The following is a 21,649-nucleotide window of genomic DNA, read 5'->3' as shown; positions in this document are numbered from 1 at the left end:
CCGTCCGGCTGCCGGTTGGTATATTCCAAACGAGATTCCACCCGGGAGCGGCCGCTACGACGATCCGGAGATCGATCATGCGAACCGACGATAGCGGCGACGGATCCGGCGTATCGAGACGAAACTATCTGGGAGCCGGCGGATCTGCCCTGGCAGCAGTGGCGTTCGCGTCCACCGGCGCGGCCGCCGAGCGATCGGCGGACGACGACGAGAGCGAAGCGTCCGACTGCGTACTGATCCGCAACGGGACGGTCGTGACCGTCGATCCGGAACTCGGGGTCCTCCGGGACGCCGACGTGCTCGTCGAGAACGGGCGGATCGAGCGGGTCGAACGCGATATCGACGCCGGCGGCGTGGAAACGATCGACGCGAGCGACGCGATCGTGTGTCCCGGCTTCGTCAACGCTCATCTGCACACCTGGCAGGCGGGCGTTCGCGGGATCGCCGGGGACTGGTCGTTCCTCGAGTACCTCGACACGATGCTCGGCGAGATCAGCAGTCATTATACTCCCGACGACGCCTACATCGGCAACCTGTTCGGCGCGCTCGAGCAGTTGAACGCCGGGACGACGACCGTCCTCGACTGGTTTCACATCGCGAACTCGCCGGGACACACGAACCGGGCGATCGACGGCCTCGAGGACGCCGGCGTTCGGGCGGTGTTCGCCCACGGTCCGCCGGGCGACGACGGCGACACCTGGTGGGAGGAGAGCACGGAACCGCATCCCGACGATATCCGGCGGCTCCACGACGAGCGGTTCCCCGCGAACGACGGACTCCTCACCCTCGCGATGGGGATCCGCGGCCCCGACTACTCGACCGACGAAGTCGTGGCCCACGACATCGAACTGGCCCGCGAACTCGACGTTCCCGCGTCCATGCACATCGGCTCGCTCGGCCCGGGCGGCGTCGAGACGCTCGAGGAACTCGGGTTGATGGGCGACGACCTCAACTTCGTCCACGGCAACCGACTCGCCGAGGACGAGTTCAAGCTGATCGGCGACGCCGGCGCGTCGGTGTCGATAACCCCGGAGGTGGAGATGCAGATGGGAATGGGGATGCCGCCGCTTCGGGAAACCCTGGACGCGGGCGGCGTTCCGTCGATCGGCGTTGACATCGTCTCGAACGTCAGCGGTGACATGTTCACTCAGACCCGCACGGCGCTGCAGGTCCAGCGCGCGCTCGACAACCAGTCGACTGTCGAGGCGGGCGAGCAGGTGGGGGAACTGTCACTCACCGCGCACCAGGCCCTCGAGTTCGCGACGATCGAGGGCGCTCGAGCCATCGGCCTGGAGGACGAAATCGGCTCTCTGACCCCGGGGAAGCGGGCCGACATCACGCTGATTCGGACGGACGATATCAACACGACGCCGGTCCACGACCCGATCGAAACGATCGTCTTCCAGTCGGGCGTCGCCAACGTCGACACGGTGCTCGTCGACGGTCGCGTCGTCAAGCGGAAGGGCGAGTTGTACAACGAACCCGCACGACAGCAGCGGGATCGACTCGGCCGCTCCGGACGGCGGGTTCTGGAGGAAAGCGGCCTGGGAGACGACTAAATCGGAATCTCTGCGAGAATCGACCAGGACCACGGTGGAGACGGCTTCCGAGAAGTGCTATCGGTCCTCGTCGACGACCTCGGCCAGCACGTTCGCGATTTCCCGGTTCGTCTCCGGGCTGTAGTGGCCGCCCTCGCCGCGCTCGACGTACAGCGACTCGACGCCGTCGTCGGGATCGAGGTGGCGAGCCATGTCGATCGTCTCGAGGTCGTCGTACCGGTCGTCGAGGCGGTCCATCAGGTCACCGTAGATGGGGCCGTGTTCGGACTCGTACTTCGCGTACCGAAGCTGCTGAACCATCACGAACACCGGCGTGAACTCCTGTTCGTCGCCGTAGTCGACGAACTCCTCGATCAGAGCGTCGAACAGGGGTTCGTGGGTGTCGAACAGCCGCTCGTGGTACCGCACCCGCGGCTGCTCCATCCGCAGCGCCGACCGGGTCTGCGCCTGGTCGAAGTCGATTCCGGGAATCGGTTTACCGGTTCGTTTCTCGAACTCGATTCCGGCCTCGTACAGCGCGTACCGGATCTTCTCGGCGTCGTCGAGGAAGTCGGACGCGTACGGGAACGTTGCATGGTGTGGTTTGAACCAGTGATCGTAGTGGAAATCGTGCGTGCGCAGGAAGTCCGCCTTCGACTCGAGGTCGAGCAGGTCCTCCTTCTCGTCGACCGGACTCTCGATGCGCTCGAGCGCGCCGTTCTCGAGCGTGTATCGGGGTTTGACCGCGAGGATGTTGCCGAACTCCTGGTAGTGTTTCCACACCGAGAGGATCCGCGCGATCGAGGAGGCGGTGACGACCATGAAGACGTAGTCGGTCCGGTCCTCGGGGTACTTGCGCTCGAGGCGCATGAGCGCCTGATCGAGGCCGTAGTTGCCGCCGCCGTAGTTGCCGACGTGCGTGTCGAGTTCCTGGGCGAGGTAGTGCTGGAAGGTCTCGTCGTTGTCGACCTCCCGGCAGAAGCAGTAGGAGTCGCCGTACGTCGAGACCGTCACGTCGGCGTTTTCGTCCCGTTCCTTCGCGGGACAGACGCGGCTGGCGTACTCGTCGGTCGAGTACGTCACGACGCTGCGAACCTCCTCGCCGGGGAGGTGATCGCCGGTGTCCTTCTGCTTCTCGCGGTTCGGCTGGGGACACCAGCCCAGTTCGGCGTCGTAACTGCTGAACTTGTCGAGGAGTTCGCGGTCGATCTCCGGGAACTCCTCCGTCGCGACCGACGGGATCCGTTTGAGAGAGGTGTAGGAGGCGACCTCGAGGACGATCACGACGGCGAGAACTCCGACGATGAGAGCCACGAACGGTAGCATTCGGATCCTACTAGCGGAACGCGGGTGGAAGTGAATTGGGCCGGCAATATCCACTTTCTCGACGAGTGAAACGACGGCGACCGACGGGCGGGTCGGCGGAGCGGCCGATCACTGCCCCGTTCGATCGTACGTCGCCGTCGCTCGAGCGTCGGCCTCCGCGCACCGGTTCCGGACGACGGCTCGAGGACGTTCCTCCGAGGAGCCTGGGATCTCGAGTCGACGTCACCGAACGACGGTCACGGGCGCCGACGAGTGCCTGACGACGACCTCCGCGACGCTACCGAGCAGGATCCGCGTGACGCCCGAGCGGCCGCGACTGCCCATGACGACGTGGTCGATCGACTCGCTCTCGGTGCAGTCGACGATCTCTTGGGCGGGTGAACCGACCCGCGTCAGCGATTCGAGGTCCACGTCGGCGTCGTCGGCGATCCGCCGCGCTTCGGTCAGTTCCTCGTCGGCCTCCCGTAACATCGCTTGCAACTCGTCGTTGGTCTCGGGCGAGGCGGTGTTCGGGATAAACGGCGCGGCGGAGGTGTCGACGACGGTCAGCGCGAGGAACTCGTCGTCGGGAAACAGTTCGAGCGCGTACTCGAGCGCCTCCCGAGCGGGGTCCGAGCCGTCGAACGGGACGAGGATGCGCCGTGTCATAACTGACCGTAACGGTCCACCCCTCCTTCAGTCTGGTACCTGAACGGCAACGCGGGGCAGTCGAAGGGATCGTCGCCCGACTCGTTCCCACTCACAGCGCGAGGTACGGTCCGACGCCCAGAAGGACGACCCCGAGCGTGACCTTCAGTCGCGCGGGATCGACGACGTGTGCGATCTTCCAGCCGGCGACGACGCCGAGCAGCAACGGCGCGCCGACGACGATCGCGACCGGAAGCAGGACGTTTCCCTGGAGGGCGTATCCGGCCGTCGCGAACGTCGCGATGAAGATCGACTGTACCTGGGCGACCGCGACGGCGAGCAACATCGGGACGCCGACGAGCACGAGCGCCGGGACCGCGAGAACGGGGCCGCCGATTCCCAGCAGGCCGCTGCAGACGCCGAGGACGAACCCGAGGCCGGCGAGCGCGAACTGTCCGGATCGCGTCAGCGCCTCGAGATCGGCGAGCGGCGTGAACCCGCGTCGCTCCCGGTAGAGGATGATCCCGCCGACGGCCATCGAGACGCCGCCGAGGAGCGCTCCGAAGACCGCACGCGGGACGTACGTGTTCAGGTAGGCGCCGGCGAGCGCGCCGGCGATGCTCGAGAGGCTGAGAACGATCGCGATCGCACGGCCCTCGCCGGTCCGCATCTCCCCCGAGTAGAGGTACGCGACGCTGCCGACGAGCCCCGTGGCGATGAACGTCGCGTGAGCCGTTCCGGCGACCTGACTCGAGGGCAGCGTCGTGAGCGAGTAGAGAGCGATCGTCACGAAGATGCCGCCGGGTCCGATCGTCGTGATTCCGACGCCGGAGAAGAAGGCGATGCAGACGAGTAACAGTGCGAGCGAGGGCCCGAAGGGGATATTCAGCATCTGATTTGGTACCTGCGTGATCCGGATGTGCGTTTCGGAACCCCTAACGCTGTTGTTTGTCGCTCGAGAGCGGTCGAGTCGTCCACGACCGTGGTCGTCCGCTGTCGGTCATTGGTTATATCAACTCGAGGATCGAGTGTACGAGCGATTGCCCGGTCACGATCGACGTGAGGAACATCAGGACGACCGCCGTGAGAAAGAGCGCCTGTTCCGAGAGGGTCGGCTCGAAGTAGCGATTGACTGCCGCGTACAGCGCAAGTGCGGTGATCGGCAGCCCGACGACGCCGTTGACGGCGGGCATCAGAAGCGCGAGTCTGACCGGTGTGAAGTCGGTAAACGCGAGGATCGGGATCGCGAGGACGACGGACAGTCCGATCAGAAAGTGGACGGTTCGTCGGAAGTGAAGGTCACCGAACTGCGTGGAAATCTCGTAGGCTTGCGGAACCATGAACCCGGCCGCGAACAGCGTCCCGGTTGCGCTGGTGAACGAGGCTGCACCCACCGCGAGGACGAAGACGCCGAGTACCCACGGCCCGATCAGTTCGACAAGCGGCTCGGCCGGCGCCGTAAGTGTGAGCGCCACCTCGGGAACGGTCATCGCGGCGGCGACGATCACGGCCACGCTGAGCGCGATTACCGCGGTCAGGCCGACGGTATGATCGCGACGGTATCGGGAGACGAGATCCCAGTCCTTCTCGCCGTTCATGCTCGTCTGGATGAAGAAGTTGGGATAGTAGACGGTCGTCCCGAGTAGGGCGATGATCATCGTCATGTACTCGATTTCCCGGACGACGCCGGGAACGAACCCCGTCGCAACCGCGCCGAGCGAGGGCTCCAGGTTCGCGACGATGACGACGTACGAGGCGAAGATCGCGAGCACGAGCGCCGCGATGACGCCTTCGATGCGACTGTAGACTCGGAGTTCGACGAGCGAGATCCCGAGTGCTGCGGAAAGGATAATGCCGACGTAGAGGTTCGTCAGCGGCGTGAGGTAGACGAACGCGGCGCCCGCGAGTGCGTAGTTCGCGACGCTCCAGAACTGCATGATGAACGCGATACCGAGCGCGAACGGCTTCGCAGCCGTCGGCCCGATGACGTCTCTGATGTAGTCCATCAGCGGCAGATCTTTGGCCGCCAGTCGAGCGGACATCTCGTGCATGACGAGTCCGACGCCGAGTCCGAGGGGTAACACCCAGAGCAGGCCGAACCCGAACACAACGCCTGCCTCGGTCAGAATGTATACGGATCCCGCCCCGAAGATGTTCGCTGCAAACAGGAGCCCGAGTCCGTACTGGTGGACCATTCCCTTCGCTTTACTAAACGGAACGTCCGCAACAGAGCTGGTTTCTTCCATGGGTGCGTAATCTCCGAAACCGTGCCGAGACCGGATCGTCCGACTCGAGTCCGCTTCCGGACGCGGCGTAGCCGTCCGAAATTGGCGACGATCGACCGGCGAACGGTTGTTGTAGATTGCTGTAGCGAATCTACCAGAACGAACGACGCGGACCTGTTTGAGCGGAGAGCTTGAGATGTCGTATGTTTCCGAGAAAATTATATTGAAAGGGAGTGTTAATTCGACGTGAACGTACTCAGTCCCGATACGTTCGGTCGCGTTTTGGCGCGCTCGCGCGCGTACGCGAAGTTTTATAAATAGCCAGGCGCTATCCGAAAGCAGGTTTCTCATGTCCCAGGAAAGCGAGTACGGCGCCGGACAGATCCAGGTCCTGGAGGGGCTGGAAGCTGTCCGAAAACGCCCAGCGATGTATGTCGGTTCTACCGATACTCGAGGGCTCCATCACCTCGTCTACGAAGTGGTGGACAACTCGATCGACGAGGCCCTCGCCGGTCACTGTGACGACATCACCGTCGCCATCAACGCCGATGGTTCGGTGACCGTCGCGGACGACGGCCGCGGAATCCCCGTCGATATGCACGACGAGTACGATCGACCCGCACTCGAGGTGATTCTCACCGTCCTTCACGCCGGTGGCAAGTTCGACAACAAGTCCTACCAGGTCTCCGGTGGACTCCACGGTGTCGGCGTCTCCGTCGTGAACGCCCTCTCACAGCGACTCGAGGCCGAAGTCAAACGCGACGGCGGCGTCTTCCGCCACGAGTTCGAAGCCGGCGAACCCGTCGGCGACATGGAGCGGGTTCGCGATATGGAGCCGGACGAAGAGACCGGAACGCAGATCCAGTTCTGGCCTGACGAGGGCATCTTCGAGTCCATCGACTTCTCGTTCTCGACGCTCTCGAACCGACTGCGCGAACTGGCCTTCCTCAACTCGGGCGTCCGTATCAACCTCCGCGACGAGCGACAGGAGACGGAAGACGGCACGTACGTCGAGGAGACCTACGAGTACGAGGGCGGCATCCGCGAATTCGTCGAGTACTTGAACGAGACGCGTTCGGTGATGCACGACGACGTCATCTACTTCGAAGACCAGGATCAGAGCATCCAGGTCGAGGTAGCGATGCAGGCGACCGAAGACCTGCAGGGGTCGATCCACGCCTTCGCAAACAATATCAATACGCGCGAGGGTGGGACCCACCTCACCGGATTCAAGACCGCCCTGACCCGGGTCGTCAACGACTACGCCAACGAGCACAACCTGCTCGGCGACATCGAGGAGAATCTCAAGGGAGAGGACATCCGCGAGGGGCTCACCGCGGTGATCTCGGTCAAACACCCCGACCCGCAGTTCGAGGGCCAGACGAAGACCAAACTCGGCAACTCCGAAGTTCGAGGAATCGTCGAGAGCGCGATGCACGAGCGCCTCGGCACCTACTTCGAGGAACAGCCGGATACGGCTCAGGCGATCGTAATGAAAGCCGTCGAGGCCGCCAAGGCCCGCAAGGCCGCACAGAAAGCGGAGGAGCTCACGCGCCGGAAGTCGGCACTCGAGTCCACCTCGCTGCCGGGCAAACTCGCGGACTGCCAGACGAAAGATCCCGAGGAGGCCGAACTGTTCATCGCGGAGGGTGACTCCGCGGGTGGCAGCGCAAAACAGGCCCGGAATCCGGAGTTCCAGGCGGTGCTTCCGATCAAGGGGAAGATCCTGAACGTCGAGAAACACCGACTCGATCGCATCCTCGAGAACGACGAGATCCGGAGCATGATCACCGGAATCGGCGCGGGGATCGGCGACGAGTTCGACATCGACGACGTCCGGTACAAGAAGATCATCATGGCGACCGACGCCGACGTCGACGGGGCCCACATCCGGACCCTCATGCTGACGTTCTTCTACCGGCACATGCGGCCGCTGCTCGAGGGCGGCTACGTCTACGCGACCCAGCCCCCGCTGTACCGCATCCGCTACCGCGGCGAGACCTACGACGCGATGACCGACGCGGAGCGTGATCGGATCGTCGAGGAGAAGTGCGACGGCAACCCGACCCAGGTCCAGCGGTTCAAGGGACTCGGCGAGATGAACCCCGAACAGCTCTGGGAGACGACGATGAACCCGGACAACCGAATCTTGAAGCAGATCACCGTCGAGGACGCGGCCGCGGCGGACAAGATGTTCTCCGTGCTGATGGGCGACGCGGTCGAACCGCGAAAGCAGTTCATCAAGGACCACGCACCCGAGGCAGAGTGGATCGACATCTAACGATCGACCTTTTGCTCTGCGGGTGCGCCAAGGCGCACCCTCGGCAAAACGTCGATGAAAAGCCTCATCCCTCCCTTCGGGTCGGTCGTCGGCCCGCTCGCGAGTTCGCGTCGCGAACTCGCTCACGGATGCAACACTTGCCAACCAACCACGAAACACAGTGAACACATGAGTTCGGAAGTACCCGATCCGACGGACATCGAGGCGGCATCGATCGAGTCCGTCCGGATCGAGGACGAGATGGAGCAGAGCTACATCGACTACGCGATGAGCGTCATCGCCGGCCGCGCCCTCCCGGACGTCCGGGACGGCCTGAAACCCGTCCACCGACGCATCCTCTACGCGATGCACGAGATGGGCGTGAGTTCGGGCTCGAGCCACCGCAAATCCTCCTCGATCGTCGGGGAGACGATGGGTGACTACCACCCCCACGGCGACAGCGCGATTTACGACACCCTGGTCCGGATGGCCCAGGATTTCTCGATGCGCTATCCCCTCGTGGACGGCCAGGGGAACTTCGGCTCGATGGACGGCGATCCGGCCGCAGCGCCCCGATATACGGAGGCCCGGATGGCCTCCGTCTCCGAGGAGCTGCTCGAGGACATCGACAAGGATACCGTCGACTTCTCGGCGAACTACGACGATCGACTGCAGGAACCCGACGTACTGCCGGCGGCGTTCCCGAATCTCCTCGTGAACGGCTCCTCGGGAATCGCGGTCGGGATGTCGACGAACATCCCGCCGCACAACTTAGGCGAGGTGATCGACGCGACGATCGAGTTGATCGACAACCCCGACGCCACGGTCGAGGACCTGATGGACCACGTCAAGGGGCCGGACTTCCCGACGGGTGCGAACATCGTCGGTCGCGACGCCATCTACTCGGCGTACAAGACCGGCCGCGGACGGGTCCGCGTCCGCGCCGAGTTCGAGGTCGAGGAGTGGAAGTCGGGCCGCGAGCGAATCGTCGTCACCGAACTCCCCTACCAGGCGAACAAGGCCCGCCTCGTCGAGCGCATCGCCGAGGACGTCAACGAGGGCGAACTCGAGGGAATCACCGACCTTCGCGACGAGTCCGACCGCAACGGCGTTCGGGTCGTCATCGAACTCAAACGCGGCGCGAACGTCGAGGTCGTCAAGAACAAACTGCTCGAGAGCCACCTCGAGAAGACGTTCGGCATCATCAACCTCGCGCTGGTCGACGACCAGCCCCGGGTGCTCTCGCTCAAGGAGACTCTGTCGGAGTACGTCAGCCACCGACGCGAGGTCGTCCGTCGGCGCAGCGAGTACGACCTCGCCGAGGCCGAGGATCGCGCACACATCCTCGAGGGGCGGCTGAAGGCCGTCGAGAACGCCGAGGTCGTCGTCGAACTGATCCGCAACAGCGAGGACCGGTCGGCCGCCAGAGCCGGATTGCGCGAGGAGTTCGGCTTCTCCGAGGACCAGGCCGAACACATCGTCCGGATGCAACTCGGGAGCCTCACCTCGATGGAGGCCGCCGAGATCGACGAGGAGTACGAGGAGGTCCAGGCGGAGATCGAACGGCTGACGGAGATCTTAGAGAGCGAGTCGGAACTGCTGGAGGTCATCAAGGACGAACTCCGCGAGATCAAAGGCGAGTACGGCGACGACCGCCGGACCTCGATCATCGAGGACCAGGGGACGGTCACCCACGAGGACCTCATCCCGGAGGAGGAGGTCGTCGTCGTGATGACCGAAGACGACTACGTCAAGCGGATGCCGATCGACGGGTTCGACCCCCAGGGTCGAGGCGGCAAGGGGATCATCGGCGCGGACGTCAAGGAAGGCGACCGCGTCGCCTCCGTGTTCCGGGCGAACACCCACGACTACCTGCTGTGCTTTACGAACCACGGCAAGGTCTATCAGCTGAAGACCTACGAGATCCCGGAGATGGGTCGTACCGCTCGCGGCAAGTCCGCAGTCAACATTCTCGATCTCGAGGCCGGCGAGGATATCACGGCGATCGTCGACACCGACGCGTTCGGCGACGACGAGTGCGTGACGATGGCCACCCGGAACGGCTACGTCAAGCGAACCGCCGGCGAGGACTTCGATAACATCCGCTCGACGGGTATCATCGCCGCCGACCTAGAGGAGGGCGACGAACTCGTCGACGTCGAGGTAACCGATGGCTCTCAGGATCTCGTGATCGCGACCGAGGGCGGGATGACGATCCGCTTCGACGAGGCCGAGGTTCGCACCATGGGACGCAATGCCCGCGGCGTCAACGGGATCAAACTCTCGGACGACGACGCGGTCGCCGGACTGGTCGCGACCGACGAGGGCGACGAACAGGCGCTGCTGACCGTCACCCGGAACGGCTACGGCAAGCGAACGCCGCTCTCGGAGTATCGCACCCAGTCCCGGTACGGAAAGGGACTGATCGACATCAAGACGGACGGTCGAAACGGCCCCGTGACGGCCGTGAAGGCGGTCGACGCGGACGACCATCTCGTGTTGATGAGCGAACGCGGGCAGATCGTTCGCACGCGCGCCGACGAGGTTTCGTCGGTCGGCCGCAACACGATGGGCGTGATCGTGATGGACGTCGAAGACGGCGACGCCGTCGCTAGCGTCGACGTGCTACCGGCGGCCTCCGTGGCCGACGAGAACGAGACCGTCGAATCGAACTGATCGCGCGTTCGTCGTCTATTTCTCGATTCGAGAGGAGAATCGGTCGCTGAAGCCCGCCAGTCAGTGGTTCGGCTCCTCGGCCGGCGCGGCCATGTCGTCGATCCGAAGAATGAGAATGTTGTTCGTGTCGTCTCTGCCGTCGAGGGTCCCCTCGATGACGAGTTTCGAGAGCGGCGTCGGACCGACGGTGACGGAATCACCCTCCTGAATGTCGACCGTTCCCTGCATGTGGATCTCGGCGCGGCAGAGTTCGGGATGATGGACGCTCGAGAGGTCGATCTCCTCGACGATGACGCCCTCGACGGGTTCGCCCTCGTGCTCGATAGGGACCGAGGCAGGGTCGTCCATCTGCTGGATCTCGAGGGCCTCGAAGGCGGCGGCGGTCGGCTTGTAGCCACCTTTCGGTCCGGGTACACCCTCGACCAGTTGGAGCGCTTTGAGACTCTGCATCTGGTTGCGGATGGTCCCTGGGTTACGATCTACCTGTTCGGCGATATCTTCCCCCTTGATTGCGTCCTCCGATTTCTTGTGGAGGTTCGTCAATGCGCGGAGGATCTTCTTCTGACTGGGGGTGAGTTCAATTGATGACATGCTGTATTCTTCGTAATTGATTTCCTTAAACCCGACGGGTAGGCCGGGACATTCGCTCGATTAGGGTTTGGCCGCCCGACACGGTAATCAGTTTCCATTCCCGCTTTCTTCGAAGCTGGTATGTGACCGAAACCAGCTCAACCCGGGAGCACCCACCCCTCGACGACGACGTCTTCCAGGATGAACATGAGCACGACCCCGACGAAGAAGGTGATCGCGTTGAGGCGCGTGACGATGGCTTCGGCGTCGAATCGGATGAGTTCGACGAGTTCGACCAGTACCTGTAAGATCGCTCCGATTGCGACGGCATAAAAGACCACCGCGAGCAGCGCCGAACTGGCGAGGCTACCGAGCCAGCCGCCCAGAATGACCGGGCCGCCGGCGAGCAGGCCCATGACCGCGAAGTGTCGAAGCGGCGGACTCGTCCTGTCTCGAGCGACCGCCGCGACGACGGTCGGCCCCTCCATGATATTGTGCATGACGAACCCGATCACCAGAAGCATGACGAGTTCGCCCCGACCGAGGACGAACGCGGTCCCGATCGCGAGCCCCTCGCCGATGCTGTGAAGGCCGAGAGCGATGGCGACCAGGTACGCGACGTGAAGGCCGCTCTTTTCGGCCCCCGTCACCATCGTCCGCTGGCGCCACTTGCTGAGCAGGTACATGATGCCGAACGTGGCGCCAACCCCCCCGACTGCAGCGGCCACTCCGAGCGATGCACTCTCGAGTTCGCCGCCGTAGTCGATGACCTCCCCGGTCATTTCGAAGGCGATGAAGACGAGAACACCGGCGGAGAGCGCGAGAAACGCGTGGATGAGCCGGTAATCCAGTGCACGGATAAACGGGAACCAGAGCATCCCGATCGCGACCGGCACGACACCGGCCAGAAAGCCGATGATCGTGAGCATCCAGAGGATATCGACGGTACCGGCGTCCGCCATCGAGTCGATGTCGCCGAACGGAGAGGTGATGACGAGGAGTCCGATCACGAGGGCCAAAACGCCGAGCGGCGCGACGGCGAGAACCCACTGGGGTACCTGTTCGTGTATCGGCAACTCATCGGTCACCGCGTGACACCCCGACCGATTCGCGTTGCTGACTCATTGCCCATCATTAGACGCATCTAATTATATATCTTTCTCATACACCGTTCGACTAAGACTAATCTAATATCGTTCGTCGGAGTTCCGCTCGCCGCCGGAACAATTCCGCTCGAGTCAGTGTTCGATATCGACCGGACGCGCGACTCGGACGTGATGGGCGACAGTTTCCGGGAGCGATACCGGTTCCTCGCCCGTACTCGATCGGGCCGTCACCATTCCGAACGGTGCAACTTCGACGATCTCGAGCTCGACACCGGGTTCGACGCCGTGTTCGGCGAGGTAGGAGAGGATTTCCGGGTCGCGATCCGCAACCTCTTCGACGACGACGATGTCGCCCTCGCTGAACTCGGTGACGGATTCGCCGTCGGGCCGCTGGGGTGGCTCGAGGTCGGCGCCCGGAATCGGCGAGCCGTGGGGGTCGACCTCCGGTTCGCCGAGAGCGGCCGCGACGCGTGCCTCGAAGTCCTCGCTGATGTGGTGCTCGAGGCGGTCCGCCTCCTCGTGTACCTCGGACCAGTCGTAGTCCAGGTGCTCGGTCAGGTAGGACTCGAGGAGACGGTGGTGGCGGATCACCTCGAGGGCGACCGTCTCGCCCTCGTCGGTGAGGGTAACGCCGCGGTACTTCTTGCGGTCGACGAACCCGCGATCCTCGAGCTTCTCGAGCATGCTGGTGACCGTCGGCGACGTGACGTCCAGTTCGTCGGCGATCGCTGAGGTCTTGATCCGGTCGTCGGTGCCCTGCTGGAGCTGATAGATGGCTTTGAGGTAGTCTTCCATCACGTCGCTCAGCATCATTTCGGTCGGATTTAGAACCGTCTAACCCTAAATCTATCGGCGTCGATTCCGCGAGCGAATCAGCACGACCAAAACGGTTCCCGTGGATGGTAACGTATGGGACAGACAGTCCGGATTATCGGTGCACCGATGGACTACGGGGCGAACCGCCGTGGCGTCGACATGGGACCGTCAGCGATCAGGTACGCGGGACTGGCCGACAAACTGGAGGGTGCGGGCGTGGAGTCGGTCGACTCGGGCGACCTGCTCATTCCGCGCGCGGAGGAGCGGGACCCGGACGCATCACAGCCCAGTGAGGGGAACGCGAAGTTCCTCCGGGAGGTGGGGGACGTCTGTTCGCGCCTGTCGGACCGGGTCGCGGAGACGATCGCCGACGGCGAGTTCCCCCTTGTCCTCGGCGGCGATCACTCGGTCGCGATCGGTTCGATGGGCGGGGCGTCCCGGACGGGAGAACTGGGCGTTATCTGGTTCGACGCGCACGCGGACCTCAACACGCCCGAGATCTCGCCCAGCGGTAACGTCCACGGGATGCCACTCGCCGCGGCGCTCGGCCGCGGATCGTTCGGCGAAATGGAGTGGGCGCACGCGCCGGCCGTCCGCGAGGAGTCGATCGTCTACGTCGGCCTGCGAAGTATCGACGAGCGCGAGCGCGAGTTCGTTCGCGAGAGCGAGATGACGGCCTTCACGATGTCCGACATCGACCAGCGCGGGATCACGAGTGTGGTCGAGGAAGCACTCGACGTCGCGACGAGCGGAACCGACGGCATTCACGTCAGTCTCGACCTCGACTGGCTCGACCCGAAGACCGCACCCGGCGTCGGCACGCCCGTCCGCGGCGGCGTCACCTACCGCGAGGCCCACTCGGCGCTCGAGACCGTTTCGGTCCGCCACGACCGGGAGGACGTCCTTCGATCGATGGACGTCGTCGAGGTGAATCCGATCCTCGACGAACGAAACGAGACGGCGACGCTCGCGGCCGAACTCACGGCGAGTGCGTTCGGAAAGCGCATCCTCGATAGTACCAACTGAAACGGTTTCCACACCGATCGCACAGCCGTCGTGCAATCGTGCACCGACTTTCAGTGGTTATTATAGCTCGCGACGCGCCGCCAAGCGAACGCAGCCGGTTCTGACCGTGGTAACGTCACGCACGCGGGTTCCTGTTTCAACACCTTTGTATCGGAGTGTTTCAGAGTGTGTGGTATGGCAGAGAACGTCGTCGTGCTCGGTGCCGGATACGCCGGTGCTGGTGCGGTCACAAAGCTCCAATCGGAGCTCGAGGGTAACGCGCGGCTAACCTGGATCGCGGACGTCGACTATCACCTGGTTCTCCACGAGTCTCACCGCGTGATCCGCGACCCGAACGTCCGTTCGGACATCACGATCCCGGTCGACGATATCGCGGAGCCGTCGACCCAGTTCATTCAGGACGAGGTTACGGGGCTCGACACCGACGAGCAGGTCGTCGAACTCGCCGACGGGGACGACGTCGACTACGACTACGTCCTCGTCGGACTCGGCAGCCAGACCGCCTACTACGGCATTCCCGGTCTCGAGGACCACTCGCTGACGCTCAAGAGCCTCGACGACGCAGTCGAGATTCACGAGGCGGTCAAGCAGGCGAGTCGCGACGCCACGCGCGGCGATCCGGCACAGATCGTGATCGGCGGCGCCGGCCTGTCCGGCATCCAGACCGCCGGCGAAATCGCGGAGTTCCGCGACAAGCACCGTGCACCCCTCGAGATCCACCTCGTCGAGGCACTCGACGAGATCTTCCCCGGTAACGATCCGGAGATCCAGCAGGCGCTTCGCGACCTGCTCCAGGACGCCGGCGTCCAGATTCACACGGACGACCCGATCACGGAAGCCGACGACGACGTCATCCACTTCGACGAGGGCGACCCACTCGGACACGACGTGCTCGTCTGGACCGGCGGGATCACGGGTCGCGACGCGCTCGACAGCGCCGACCTCGAGAAGGAACACAACCGCGTCAACGCCGGCGCGAACTTCCAGACGTCAGCCGAGAACGTGTTCGCGATCGGCGACTCGGCGATCGTCGATCAGGGCGACCAGCCCGCGCCGCCGACCGCACAGGCCGCCTGGCAGGCCGCCGAGGTCGCCGGCGAGAACATCAGCCGCGCCATCGAGAACCGCCCGCTGAAGACCTGGGAGTTCGAGGACAAGGGAACCGTCGTCTCCGTCGGCGAGGAGGCCGTCGCCCACGGCGTCAAGCCGGCGCTCGGACTCTCGCTTCCCGTCGACACGTTCGGCGGCGTACCCGCGAAGAATCTGAAGAAGCTCATCGCCGCGCGCTGGATCGCCGACATCACCTCCTGGAACCGGGCTCGTAAGTCCTGGTCCTCGCTGTAGTCGCCGTTCCGCCGTTTCGCCCGCACTCCGTTTTACCGCGTCGTACGGTTACCCGTCCGCGCTCGAGCCTCCCTCCTCGAGCGCCTCACCGTTCATCGGCCGGGCCGGCACTCCGGCCACCGTGGTACCGGGTTCGACGTCCCGGGTCACGAGCGAGTTAGCCGCGACGCTCGCTTCCGCCCCGATCTCGACGCCGGGGAGGACGATCGCGCCCGCACCGATCATTGCCCGCTCGCCGACGACGACCTCCCCGGTCCGGTACTCGTCCTGCAGAAACTCGTGACAGAGGATCGTCGCGTCGTAGCCGACGATCGCGTGGTCGTGGACGGTGACCAGGTCGGGCCAGAACACGTCCGGCGTCGCCTCGAGCCCCCAGGAGACACCCTCGCCGACCGCGACGCCGATCCGGCGCAGCAGCCAGCGCTTGAGCCGAAGGCTCGGCGAAACGCGGACGAGCCAGACGACCACGTAGTTGATCGCGACCCGTAGCGGGTGCCGAGCGCGGGTCCAGTGAGCGAGCGAATTGCGCGCTCCGCGGGTCGGGTGCGAGCGAACGCGGTCGTGTCTCGAGGTCGTGTCGTCGGTCACTGCGAGGATCGTTCGATCTGTCACCACATGAAACCGATCGATTCGCCACCCCTCGAGCGGTCCGCAGGGGTGAGCGGCCGATCAGCCGTCGCCGACGACCGCGTGCGCGCCCTCTCGCTCGCCGGGGACTCCGACCAGTTCGCGGAAGCGCTCGCCGGAGAGTCCACAGCGGTAGGCCGGCTTGAACATCATGTTCGCGCCGCCGGCGCGGACGTCCCACGCGGACTCGATCTCCTCGCGCAGGTAGTACTGCGCCCGGACGTTTCCGTCCCGCACGTAGTAGTCGCTGAGGCGAATCGGGTCTCGATCGAACAGTCCGCCCGGCTCTCGGCCGTCGACGACGACGACCGGCTTCTCGAGGTAGAGGTCGCCGTCCCGCGCCCGCTTGGCGTGGGCGTTGTTCGGGTGTGCCTCGAGGATCGCTCGCCGCTCCTCGAGTGGCATCTCGGGTGCGACGACCGCGACGTCGTCGACCGTGAAGTATCCGATCAGGTACCGGTGGGCCCGGTCACCGCCCGGACGCCGCAGTCCCGCGTAGAAGCCGACGATGTCACCGGGCTCGAGGGCGCGCAGCCGCGAGACGTAGCCGCTGGTCCGGTGCTCGCCGTAGGTCAGCGCCTCGAAGTTCGGATCGCGGTGGAACGGCCAGGACGCGAGGTCGCCGCCGGAGACGGCCTCGAGTCCGCCGCGGACCGGCTGGGGTTCGATCCGGGTCGTCAGATCGGCTGCAACCCCGTCGTCTCCCCGGAGCGACCACGAGCCGAGCGTTTCGGTTTCGTCCGTCTCGCGAGTTTTCTCGGGGATCGGCACGTACTCGAAGCCGCCGTCGTCGTACAGCGGCCCCAGCGCACCGAGGTTCGTGCTGTCCGCACCGACACCGGCGAGAACGACCGTCATAGCCGATTGATCGGGAGTGAATCCCGATAAAGCCGCTGATCGCCGTCGAAGGCGCGGGCGGTCGGCCGGTCGACGGATCTACTCGAGCGGGATCGTTCGCTGTCGCGTTCCGTCTCCCTCACGGGAACCAGACGGGCCGGTGCCTCGAATACCGGGTTCGCGTTTCTGACGAGAACCCGACCGGCGACCGTCGGGTCTGTCCGGCTTCCGTTCACCGACACCGAACCGTTCCGCTCACCCCACTCAACCGACCGCTCGTTACGACAGAGCACAACATCTGTTGCTGTCGAGCGAACCAACCAGTATTGATAAAATGCCAGCCGATGACGTACCAGTATGCGAAGGCCGAGCGTCTCGTGGATGACGCAAGCGGACGATCGTCTCCTCGAGACTCTCGCGGATAGTGCTCTCGTTCTCTCGCCTCGAGTACTATCGGTCAACCTGGACTACTCGCGCCACTATCTGAGTACCCGCCTCGGGAAACTTCACGAGGCGGGGCTCGTTAATCGCGTCGACGAGGGACTCTACGAGATTACCGGCCGAGGTCAGGCGTACTTGGTTGGAGAGTTGGATGCCGACGACCTCGAATCGGATTGAACGGGTAATCTACCCGTTCACCGAACGACGCCAAGGTTCTGCGTCGCTTCCTGCGATAAAATACGTTCTTTTCGGAAACCCGCACTGGTCCGTCACTCACGTCTTCGATCAGTTTGCAAATGCGAGCAGATACGATTCGTTGCGTTCTTCTCGAAACGTAGTGACACCGCCGCGGGGCTCTGTCGCTCGGTTCTCGAGATAGCAAACGACGAACGTTTCCCGAACGTCGGTAGGCGCGTCGTCGAGATACACCGGGAGTTCCAGACGCTGTTCCGCTCTTGTCCAACAGGCGCACCGAGAACAGCCAATACCCGCCCGAGAACAGTTCCGTCTTCGGTCGGCCAGACTTCATCGGCCCGCTCGTGACGGTCGTCGACGATCCGATAGTCGACGCCGACCAGATCGAGCGCATCGAGAACGTGAGCGTCTTCGCCGCGGTGGTTCAGTGCAAACGACGGGGCGTAGTGTTTCGTGTTGATCGACCCGCCGGAGAACACATTTGCGACGAGCGCGTCCAGCACGGTCGCAGCGAAGCTGCTCCCTGCTCCCATTTCCACTCCTCGCGTCACAACGGTCGCTACGCTCCCTCGTTCGTTGCGTCGTGAAAATGGGACCGCCGAGAATTGAACAGATGCAAGACGGTCGTCCTCGCTTCGCTCGGACGCTGCGACTTGCGTGCTCAATTCTCGGCTCGTTCCAGAGTGCTGTCGCTCACGAGTTTGTTCGCGACGGAATATGGGACCGCCGAGAATTGAACTCGGGTCCTACGGACCCCATCCGCAGAGGATACCACTACCCCACGGTCCCGTACGTAGATCGATGGCCGTCTATCGTTTAAGCGTGTCGTTTTGGAAGCAGCGAGCCACCTCGAGAGAAACGACACGACTCGAATCCAGTCCGGCTCGAGTCGAGGGACGATACCCCCGCAAAAGAGAACGCGAGCGCACCACGGCGGCCGTCAGCGACGGTACCGCTCCAGATGCGCCGGAAGCCGTTTCGCGACGGTGCCGCCGAGACGGTCCCGGATCGAACCGAGCAGCCCGTTCGGGACGAACAGCACGAACAGCACGAAGACGATTCCGAGGTACAGCTGGCTGCGGCCGTCGACGACCGCGTTGATCACGTCGAGGAACGTCACGCCGGCGACGTCGGTTGTCAACACCCCTTCCGGAAGCGTTTCCCGGAGATACGGCGCGAGCCCGCCCTGTTCCGAAGAGAGAACGTCCTCGAGCCACTCGTATAGGACGGTACCAAAGAGCGGCCCGTCGACGCACCTCGCTGCTCTCGGCCTCGGTATTCGAGAACCCCGTGAGAGGTGAGTTGGTCGCCGGTATCACACCAACACGCGCTCGAGATCGACGACGGCGCCGCTCTCGGCGTCCGGCTCGCCGACCAGTTCGCCGAGACACACCGCCGCCCCGTTCGGCGTATAGCAGGCGACGAGGGAGCCGCGGTCGGCGTCGTCCGCCTCGAGTACGCCCGGCGCGTAGACCGGCGCGCCCGTCGCGACCTGCTGGGCCGCGCTCTCGGCGATCATCACGCTCGGAATGTGCTCGAGAATCCGCTCGGCCGGCTCGACGACCTCGAACAGCGGCTCCGGATCGTCGTCCTCGAGCCAGAAGGCGAGCGCGTCGTAGAACTCCTGGGCGGTGTGCAGCGTCGAGTCGTCGAACGGCGTCGTCGCCGTCCGCCGGAGGTGTCCCATATGACCGCCCGTCCCCAGCGCGAGGCCGAGATCGTGACAGAGTTTTCGGACGTAGGTCCCGCTCTCACACCGAATTCGCACGAGCGCCTGTCGATCGTCGGCCTCGAGCACCTCGAGGTCGTAAATTTCGCGCACGCGAAGGCGACGCGAGACGGCGCTCTTTCGCGGCGGCTTCTGATAGATCGGGCCCTCGAACTCGACGGCGATCGACTCGACGTCGGCCGGAACGGGGCCGTGGCACTCGAGGACGGCGACGTACTCCTTCGCGCCCTCGAGGAACGTCTGTGCGAGTCGCGTCGCGTCGCCGAGCATGATCGGGAGGCAGCCGGTCACCTTCGGATCGAGGGTGCCGGCGTGAGCCGCCTGGTCGATCGTCCCCGCGTCGCGTTCGGCCAGCGTGTCCGCAACGGTATCCCGGAGCCAGCCGCTCACCTGGTGGGAGGACGGTCCGGGCGGTTTGTCGAGGTTGACGACGCCGAAGGTCAGGAGGTCGGCGGGCGATCGCTCCTCGGGTGGGCCACGAAGTGCCATTAGAAGTCGTAGTCGACGCCGGTGACGGTCGCCTTTCCTTCGTCACCGTTTGGCTCGTACTCGTCGACGGCGGTCACGAGCATGTCGAGGACGGCGTCGGGCTCCCAGCGAGCGGTGTTCACGGAGAGATCGTAGATCGTCAGATCCCGGATGTCGATCCCGTAGTACTCCTGGTACCGCTGGGCCTCGCTCGCCTCGCGCGCCTTCGTCTCCTCGGTCGCCCGTTCGGGATCCTTCTCCTCCCGTTCGGCGATCCGATAGCCGCGGACTCCCGCCGGCGCGTCGAGCCAGAATCGGAAGTCGGCGTGATCGCCGGCGAGCCAGCCGGCCAGGCGCGACTCGAGCACGAGGTCGTCCTCTTCGATGGCGATTTCGCGCAGCCGACGATCGAGGTCGCGGTCGATCGACTCGTTCTCCTCCGCGAGTTTGTTGAACTCGAGAGGGGTGTAGCCGCGCTCGTCGGCTAGCTCACGGAAGATGTCGCCGCCGCTGACGTGGTCGAGATCGAATGCGTCGGCGAGCAACTCCGCAGTCGTACTCTTCCCGCTTCCCGGCGGGCCGGAGACGGTGAGTAACATATCCAAACTGCGACGGGACGGGTAAAATGGGTTTTGAATCCACCGACGAAACACGCCCGTGAGCGTGTGACGGGGGACCACGCCGCGACGATCGCGACGAGGGCGGTAACTGCAGAGAAGGGGTCGGCGCCGGATTCAGGCGCTCGACGGCGTCATGTCGATGTTCAGGGACTTGCGAAGCAGTTGCGTAAAGCCCATCGAGCACAGGAAGTACCAGACGATCCATGCCTGCATCGGACCGAGTAGGCCCTCGTTCCAGCCGGTCTCGCCGACGATCGGCATGATGATCGTCGCCTCGGCGTCGGCGATGCCCGCGCTCTGGATCTTCCAGTACATCCAAAGGAACAGCGGGATCGTAAACAGCATGATCCAGACCATCGGTCTGAACTGCTCTTTGAACATCCCGATGTTGTCGGCCATGGCCTCCATCTGCTCTTCGCGGGCGCGCTCCATCTCGTTCTCAAGGCGTTCGATCTCGGCCTCGCTCGCGCCGCGCTCTTCGGCCTCTTCTTTGCGCTCGCGGACGTCCTTCTGTTTCTCTTGCATCGCCTTCATCCGCTCCTGGTACTTCCCGATGCGGTCGGGGTTCATCAGGTTCGCTTGCAGGAGCGTCGAGTAGAGACCGGTCAGCAGCGCGACGGAGAGGATCACGGCGTAGAACGGCAGCGCTGCATCGAGCGGCCCGAGCGCCATGTTGATCGTACTCCCGACCGTATCCCGCACTGAGTTAAACCAGTAGCCGACCATCAACAGCACCGAACCGGCGCCGGCCATCTTGTCCCACTGCGACCAGCTCGCCTCCTCTTCGTCGATATCGACGTCCGGAACGCCGTCGGTCTCACCGTCTCCGTCGAGCGCCTCGTCGTAGGCCTCGCGGTCGGCGATTTCGAACCCCTGGTCGCCGTCGACCAGCACGCCTTTTTCGATCAGTCGACCCCACTGCCCGCTGGTCAGGTCGTCGTTGACATCGCCCCACTGGACCTCGCCACCGTTCCTGTCGGCCTCCTCGCGGATGGCCTCGAGGGCATCCGTCATCGAGGAATCCTCGCGGACGAGGGCGTTGATCTTCTCGGCTGTACGCGTCATCTGACGAAGGCTAGGGTACGTCCGATATACAAGTGTTTATCTTCGGGGATGCCGGGTTTCGCTCCCTCGCGGCGGAGAAGATTCGATAACCGAACTGTTCGGGGCTCTCTGCGTCGCTCACGGCCGTCGTTCGTTCGCTGCTCGAGTTTCCTT

At 64.2% G+C, this 21,649-nt stretch carries 19 protein-coding genes, 1 tRNA gene and 1 pseudogene; 6 read left to right on the top strand and 15 right to left on the bottom strand.

Going from position 1 to position 21,649, the window contains the following annotated elements:
• The first annotated feature begins 77 nt into the window (after positions 1 to 77).
• Positions 78 to 1,559, top strand: a complete 1,482-nt coding sequence (locus tag NED97_RS10105) for an amidohydrolase family protein (protein WP_252486926.1) — start codon at positions 78 to 80, stop codon at positions 1,557 to 1,559.
• Positions 1,560 to 1,616: 57 nt separating this feature from the next.
• On the opposite strand, the gene NED97_RS10100 is transcribed toward NED97_RS10105, so the two are convergent.
• The 4 genes from NED97_RS10100 to NED97_RS10085 all read right to left on the bottom strand — a co-directional run bounded on the left by NED97_RS10100 (position 1,617) and on the right by NED97_RS10085 (position 5,737).
• Complete coding sequence (locus tag NED97_RS10100) at positions 1,617 to 2,864, bottom strand: hypothetical protein (protein ID WP_252486925.1); 1,248 nt, start codon at positions 2,862 to 2,864, stop codon at positions 1,617 to 1,619.
• Positions 2,865 to 3,086: 222 nt separating this feature from the next.
• Entirely contained in the window at positions 3,087 to 3,512 is a 426-nt protein-coding gene (locus tag NED97_RS10095; RefSeq protein ID WP_252490558.1) for a universal stress protein, read from the bottom strand.
• Between the two features lie 91 nt (positions 3,513 to 3,603).
• The gene (locus tag NED97_RS10090; protein WP_252490557.1) at positions 3,604 to 4,383 is read right to left on the bottom strand and encodes a sulfite exporter TauE/SafE family protein; all 780 of its coding nucleotides are present in this window, start codon (positions 4,381 to 4,383) and stop codon (positions 3,604 to 3,606) included.
• A 115-nt stretch (positions 4,384 to 4,498) separates the two neighbouring features.
• Positions 4,499 to 5,737 carry an NRAMP family divalent metal transporter gene (locus tag NED97_RS10085; RefSeq protein ID WP_252490556.1) on the bottom strand — a complete coding sequence of 413 codons (1,239 nt, stop codon included), beginning with the start codon at positions 5,735 to 5,737 and terminating at the stop codon, positions 4,499 to 4,501.
• 328 nt (positions 5,738 to 6,065) lie between these two features.
• Here NED97_RS10085 and gyrB point away from each other — a divergent pair, with 328 nt between their 5' ends.
• Positions 6,066 to 7,997, top strand: coding sequence for a DNA topoisomerase (ATP-hydrolyzing) subunit B (gene gyrB, locus NED97_RS10080; protein ID WP_252490555.1), 1,932 nt, complete (start codon positions 6,066 to 6,068; stop codon positions 7,995 to 7,997).
• Between the two features lie 168 nt (positions 7,998 to 8,165).
• Positions 8,166 to 10,652, top strand: a complete 2,487-nt coding sequence (gyrA, locus tag NED97_RS10075) for a DNA gyrase subunit A (protein WP_252490554.1) — start codon at positions 8,166 to 8,168, stop codon at positions 10,650 to 10,652.
• A gap of 60 nt (positions 10,653 to 10,712) precedes the next feature.
• Here the strand turns inward: gyrA and NED97_RS10070 are convergent, their stop codons facing one another.
• The 3 genes from NED97_RS10070 to NED97_RS10060 all read right to left on the bottom strand — a co-directional run bounded on the left by NED97_RS10070 (position 10,713) and on the right by NED97_RS10060 (position 13,141).
• A complete protein-coding gene (locus tag NED97_RS10070) occupies positions 10,713 to 11,243 on the bottom strand; it encodes an Rrf2 family transcriptional regulator (protein ID WP_252490553.1) in 531 nt (176 codons plus the stop codon).
• A 137-nt stretch (positions 11,244 to 11,380) separates the two neighbouring features.
• The gene (locus NED97_RS10065; protein WP_252490552.1) at positions 11,381 to 12,310 is read right to left on the bottom strand and encodes a ZIP family metal transporter; all 930 of its coding nucleotides are present in this window, start codon (positions 12,308 to 12,310) and stop codon (positions 11,381 to 11,383) included.
• A gap of 150 nt (positions 12,311 to 12,460) precedes the next feature.
• Entirely contained in the window at positions 12,461 to 13,141 is a 681-nt protein-coding gene (locus NED97_RS10060; protein ID WP_252490551.1) for a metal-dependent transcriptional regulator, read from the bottom strand.
• Positions 13,142 to 13,237: 96 nt separating this feature from the next.
• On the opposite strand from NED97_RS10060, the gene rocF reads away from it, so the two are divergent.
• Positions 13,238 to 14,170 (top strand): arginase, encoded by a 933-nt coding sequence (gene rocF, locus NED97_RS10055; protein WP_252490550.1) that lies wholly within the window; start codon positions 13,238 to 13,240, stop codon positions 14,168 to 14,170.
• Between the two features lie 174 nt (positions 14,171 to 14,344).
• The gene (locus tag NED97_RS10050; RefSeq protein WP_252490549.1) at positions 14,345 to 15,514 is read left to right on the top strand and encodes an NAD(P)/FAD-dependent oxidoreductase; all 1,170 of its coding nucleotides are present in this window, start codon (positions 14,345 to 14,347) and stop codon (positions 15,512 to 15,514) included.
• 48 nt (positions 15,515 to 15,562) lie between these two features.
• Here NED97_RS10050 and NED97_RS10045 read toward each other — a convergent pair whose 3' ends face one another.
• The gene (locus tag NED97_RS10045) at positions 15,563 to 16,102 is read right to left on the bottom strand and encodes an acyltransferase (protein ID WP_252490608.1); all 540 of its coding nucleotides are present in this window, start codon (positions 16,100 to 16,102) and stop codon (positions 15,563 to 15,565) included.
• 81 nt (positions 16,103 to 16,183) lie between these two features.
• The gene (locus NED97_RS10040; RefSeq protein WP_252490548.1) at positions 16,184 to 16,999 is read right to left on the bottom strand and encodes an Nmad3 family putative nucleotide modification protein; all 816 of its coding nucleotides are present in this window, start codon (positions 16,997 to 16,999) and stop codon (positions 16,184 to 16,186) included.
• Between the two features lie 360 nt (positions 17,000 to 17,359).
• Here NED97_RS10040 and NED97_RS10035 point away from each other — a divergent pair, with 360 nt between their 5' ends.
• Positions 17,360 to 17,596 carry a MarR family transcriptional regulator gene (locus NED97_RS10035; protein WP_252490607.1) on the top strand — a complete coding sequence of 79 codons (237 nt, stop codon included), beginning with the start codon at positions 17,360 to 17,362 and terminating at the stop codon, positions 17,594 to 17,596.
• A gap of 92 nt (positions 17,597 to 17,688) precedes the next feature.
• Here the strand turns inward: NED97_RS10035 and NED97_RS10030 are convergent, their stop codons facing one another.
• The 6 genes and pseudogenes from NED97_RS10030 to NED97_RS10005 form a co-directional block, all read right to left on the bottom strand.
• Positions 17,689 to 18,147: a hypothetical protein gene (locus NED97_RS10030; protein ID WP_345781236.1), complete on the bottom strand. Its 459-nt coding sequence runs from the start codon at positions 18,145 to 18,147 to the stop codon at positions 17,689 to 17,691.
• A 185-nt stretch (positions 18,148 to 18,332) separates the two neighbouring features.
• Positions 18,333 to 18,403: transfer RNA gene (locus NED97_RS10025), tRNA-Pro, on the bottom strand.
• Positions 18,404 to 18,554: 151 nt separating this feature from the next.
• Positions 18,555 to 18,860: pseudogene (locus NED97_RS23225) on the bottom strand (branched-chain amino acid ABC transporter permease); the annotation flags it as partial.
• A 69-nt stretch (positions 18,861 to 18,929) separates the two neighbouring features.
• Positions 18,930 to 19,832: an RNA-guided pseudouridylation complex pseudouridine synthase subunit Cbf5 gene (locus NED97_RS10015; protein WP_252490546.1), complete on the bottom strand. Its 903-nt coding sequence runs from the start codon at positions 19,830 to 19,832 to the stop codon at positions 18,930 to 18,932.
• The gene (cmk, locus tag NED97_RS10010; protein WP_252490545.1) at positions 19,832 to 20,410 is read right to left on the bottom strand and encodes a (d)CMP kinase; all 579 of its coding nucleotides are present in this window, start codon (positions 20,408 to 20,410) and stop codon (positions 19,832 to 19,834) included. The genes NED97_RS10015 and cmk overlap by 1 nt, the downstream gene beginning before the upstream one ends.
• A gap of 135 nt (positions 20,411 to 20,545) precedes the next feature.
• Positions 20,546 to 21,496, bottom strand: coding sequence for a DUF106 domain-containing protein (locus tag NED97_RS10005; RefSeq protein ID WP_252490544.1), 951 nt, complete (start codon positions 21,494 to 21,496; stop codon positions 20,546 to 20,548).
• Positions 21,497 to 21,649 lie beyond the last annotated feature (153 nt).

Source organism: Natronococcus sp. CG52, from assembly GCF_023913515.1.
Taxonomy (GTDB): Archaea; Halobacteriota; Halobacteria; order Halobacteriales; family Natrialbaceae; genus Natronococcus; species Natronococcus zhouii.
This window is presented reverse-complemented; position numbering and strand designations above follow the sequence as displayed.

Coding starts and splice junctions, on each gene's coding strand:
- NED97_RS10005 (WP_252490544.1), bottom strand. CDS start 21,496: ATGACGCGTACAGCCGAGAAGATCAACGCCCTCGTCCGCGAGGATTCC.
- NED97_RS10085 (WP_252490556.1), bottom strand. CDS start 5,737: ATGGAAGAAACCAGCTCTGTTGCGGACGTTCCGTTTAGTAAAGCGAAG.
- cmk (WP_252490545.1), bottom strand. CDS start 20,410: ATGTTACTCACCGTCTCCGGCCCGCCGGGAAGCGGGAAGAGTACGACT.
- NED97_RS10035 (WP_252490607.1), top strand. CDS start 17,360: ATGACGCAAGCGGACGATCGTCTCCTCGAGACTCTCGCGGATAGTGCT.
- NED97_RS10030 (WP_345781236.1), bottom strand. CDS start 18,147: ATGGGAGCAGGGAGCAGCTTCGCTGCGACCGTGCTGGACGCGCTCGTC.
- NED97_RS10070 (WP_252490553.1), bottom strand. CDS start 11,243: ATGTCATCAATTGAACTCACCCCCAGTCAGAAGAAGATCCTCCGCGCA.
- NED97_RS10090 (WP_252490557.1), bottom strand. CDS start 4,383: ATGCTGAATATCCCCTTCGGGCCCTCGCTCGCACTGTTACTCGTCTGC.
- NED97_RS10040 (WP_252490548.1), bottom strand. CDS start 16,999: ATGACGGTCGTTCTCGCCGGTGTCGGTGCGGACAGCACGAACCTCGGT.
- NED97_RS10050 (WP_252490549.1), top strand. CDS start 14,345: ATGGCAGAGAACGTCGTCGTGCTCGGTGCCGGATACGCCGGTGCTGGT.
- gyrB (WP_252490555.1), top strand. CDS start 6,066: ATGTCCCAGGAAAGCGAGTACGGCGCCGGACAGATCCAGGTCCTGGAG.
- NED97_RS10100 (WP_252486925.1), bottom strand. CDS start 2,864: ATGCTACCGTTCGTGGCTCTCATCGTCGGAGTTCTCGCCGTCGTGATC.
- rocF (WP_252490550.1), top strand. CDS start 13,238: ATGGGACAGACAGTCCGGATTATCGGTGCACCGATGGACTACGGGGCG.
- NED97_RS10095 (WP_252490558.1), bottom strand. CDS start 3,512: ATGACACGGCGCATCCTCGTCCCGTTCGACGGCTCGGACCCCGCTCGG.
- NED97_RS10015 (WP_252490546.1), bottom strand. CDS start 19,832: ATGGCACTTCGTGGCCCACCCGAGGAGCGATCGCCCGCCGACCTCCTG.
- NED97_RS10060 (WP_252490551.1), bottom strand. CDS start 13,141: ATGATGCTGAGCGACGTGATGGAAGACTACCTCAAAGCCATCTATCAG.
- NED97_RS10105 (WP_252486926.1), top strand. CDS start 78: ATGCGAACCGACGATAGCGGCGACGGATCCGGCGTATCGAGACGAAAC.
- gyrA (WP_252490554.1), top strand. CDS start 8,166: ATGAGTTCGGAAGTACCCGATCCGACGGACATCGAGGCGGCATCGATC.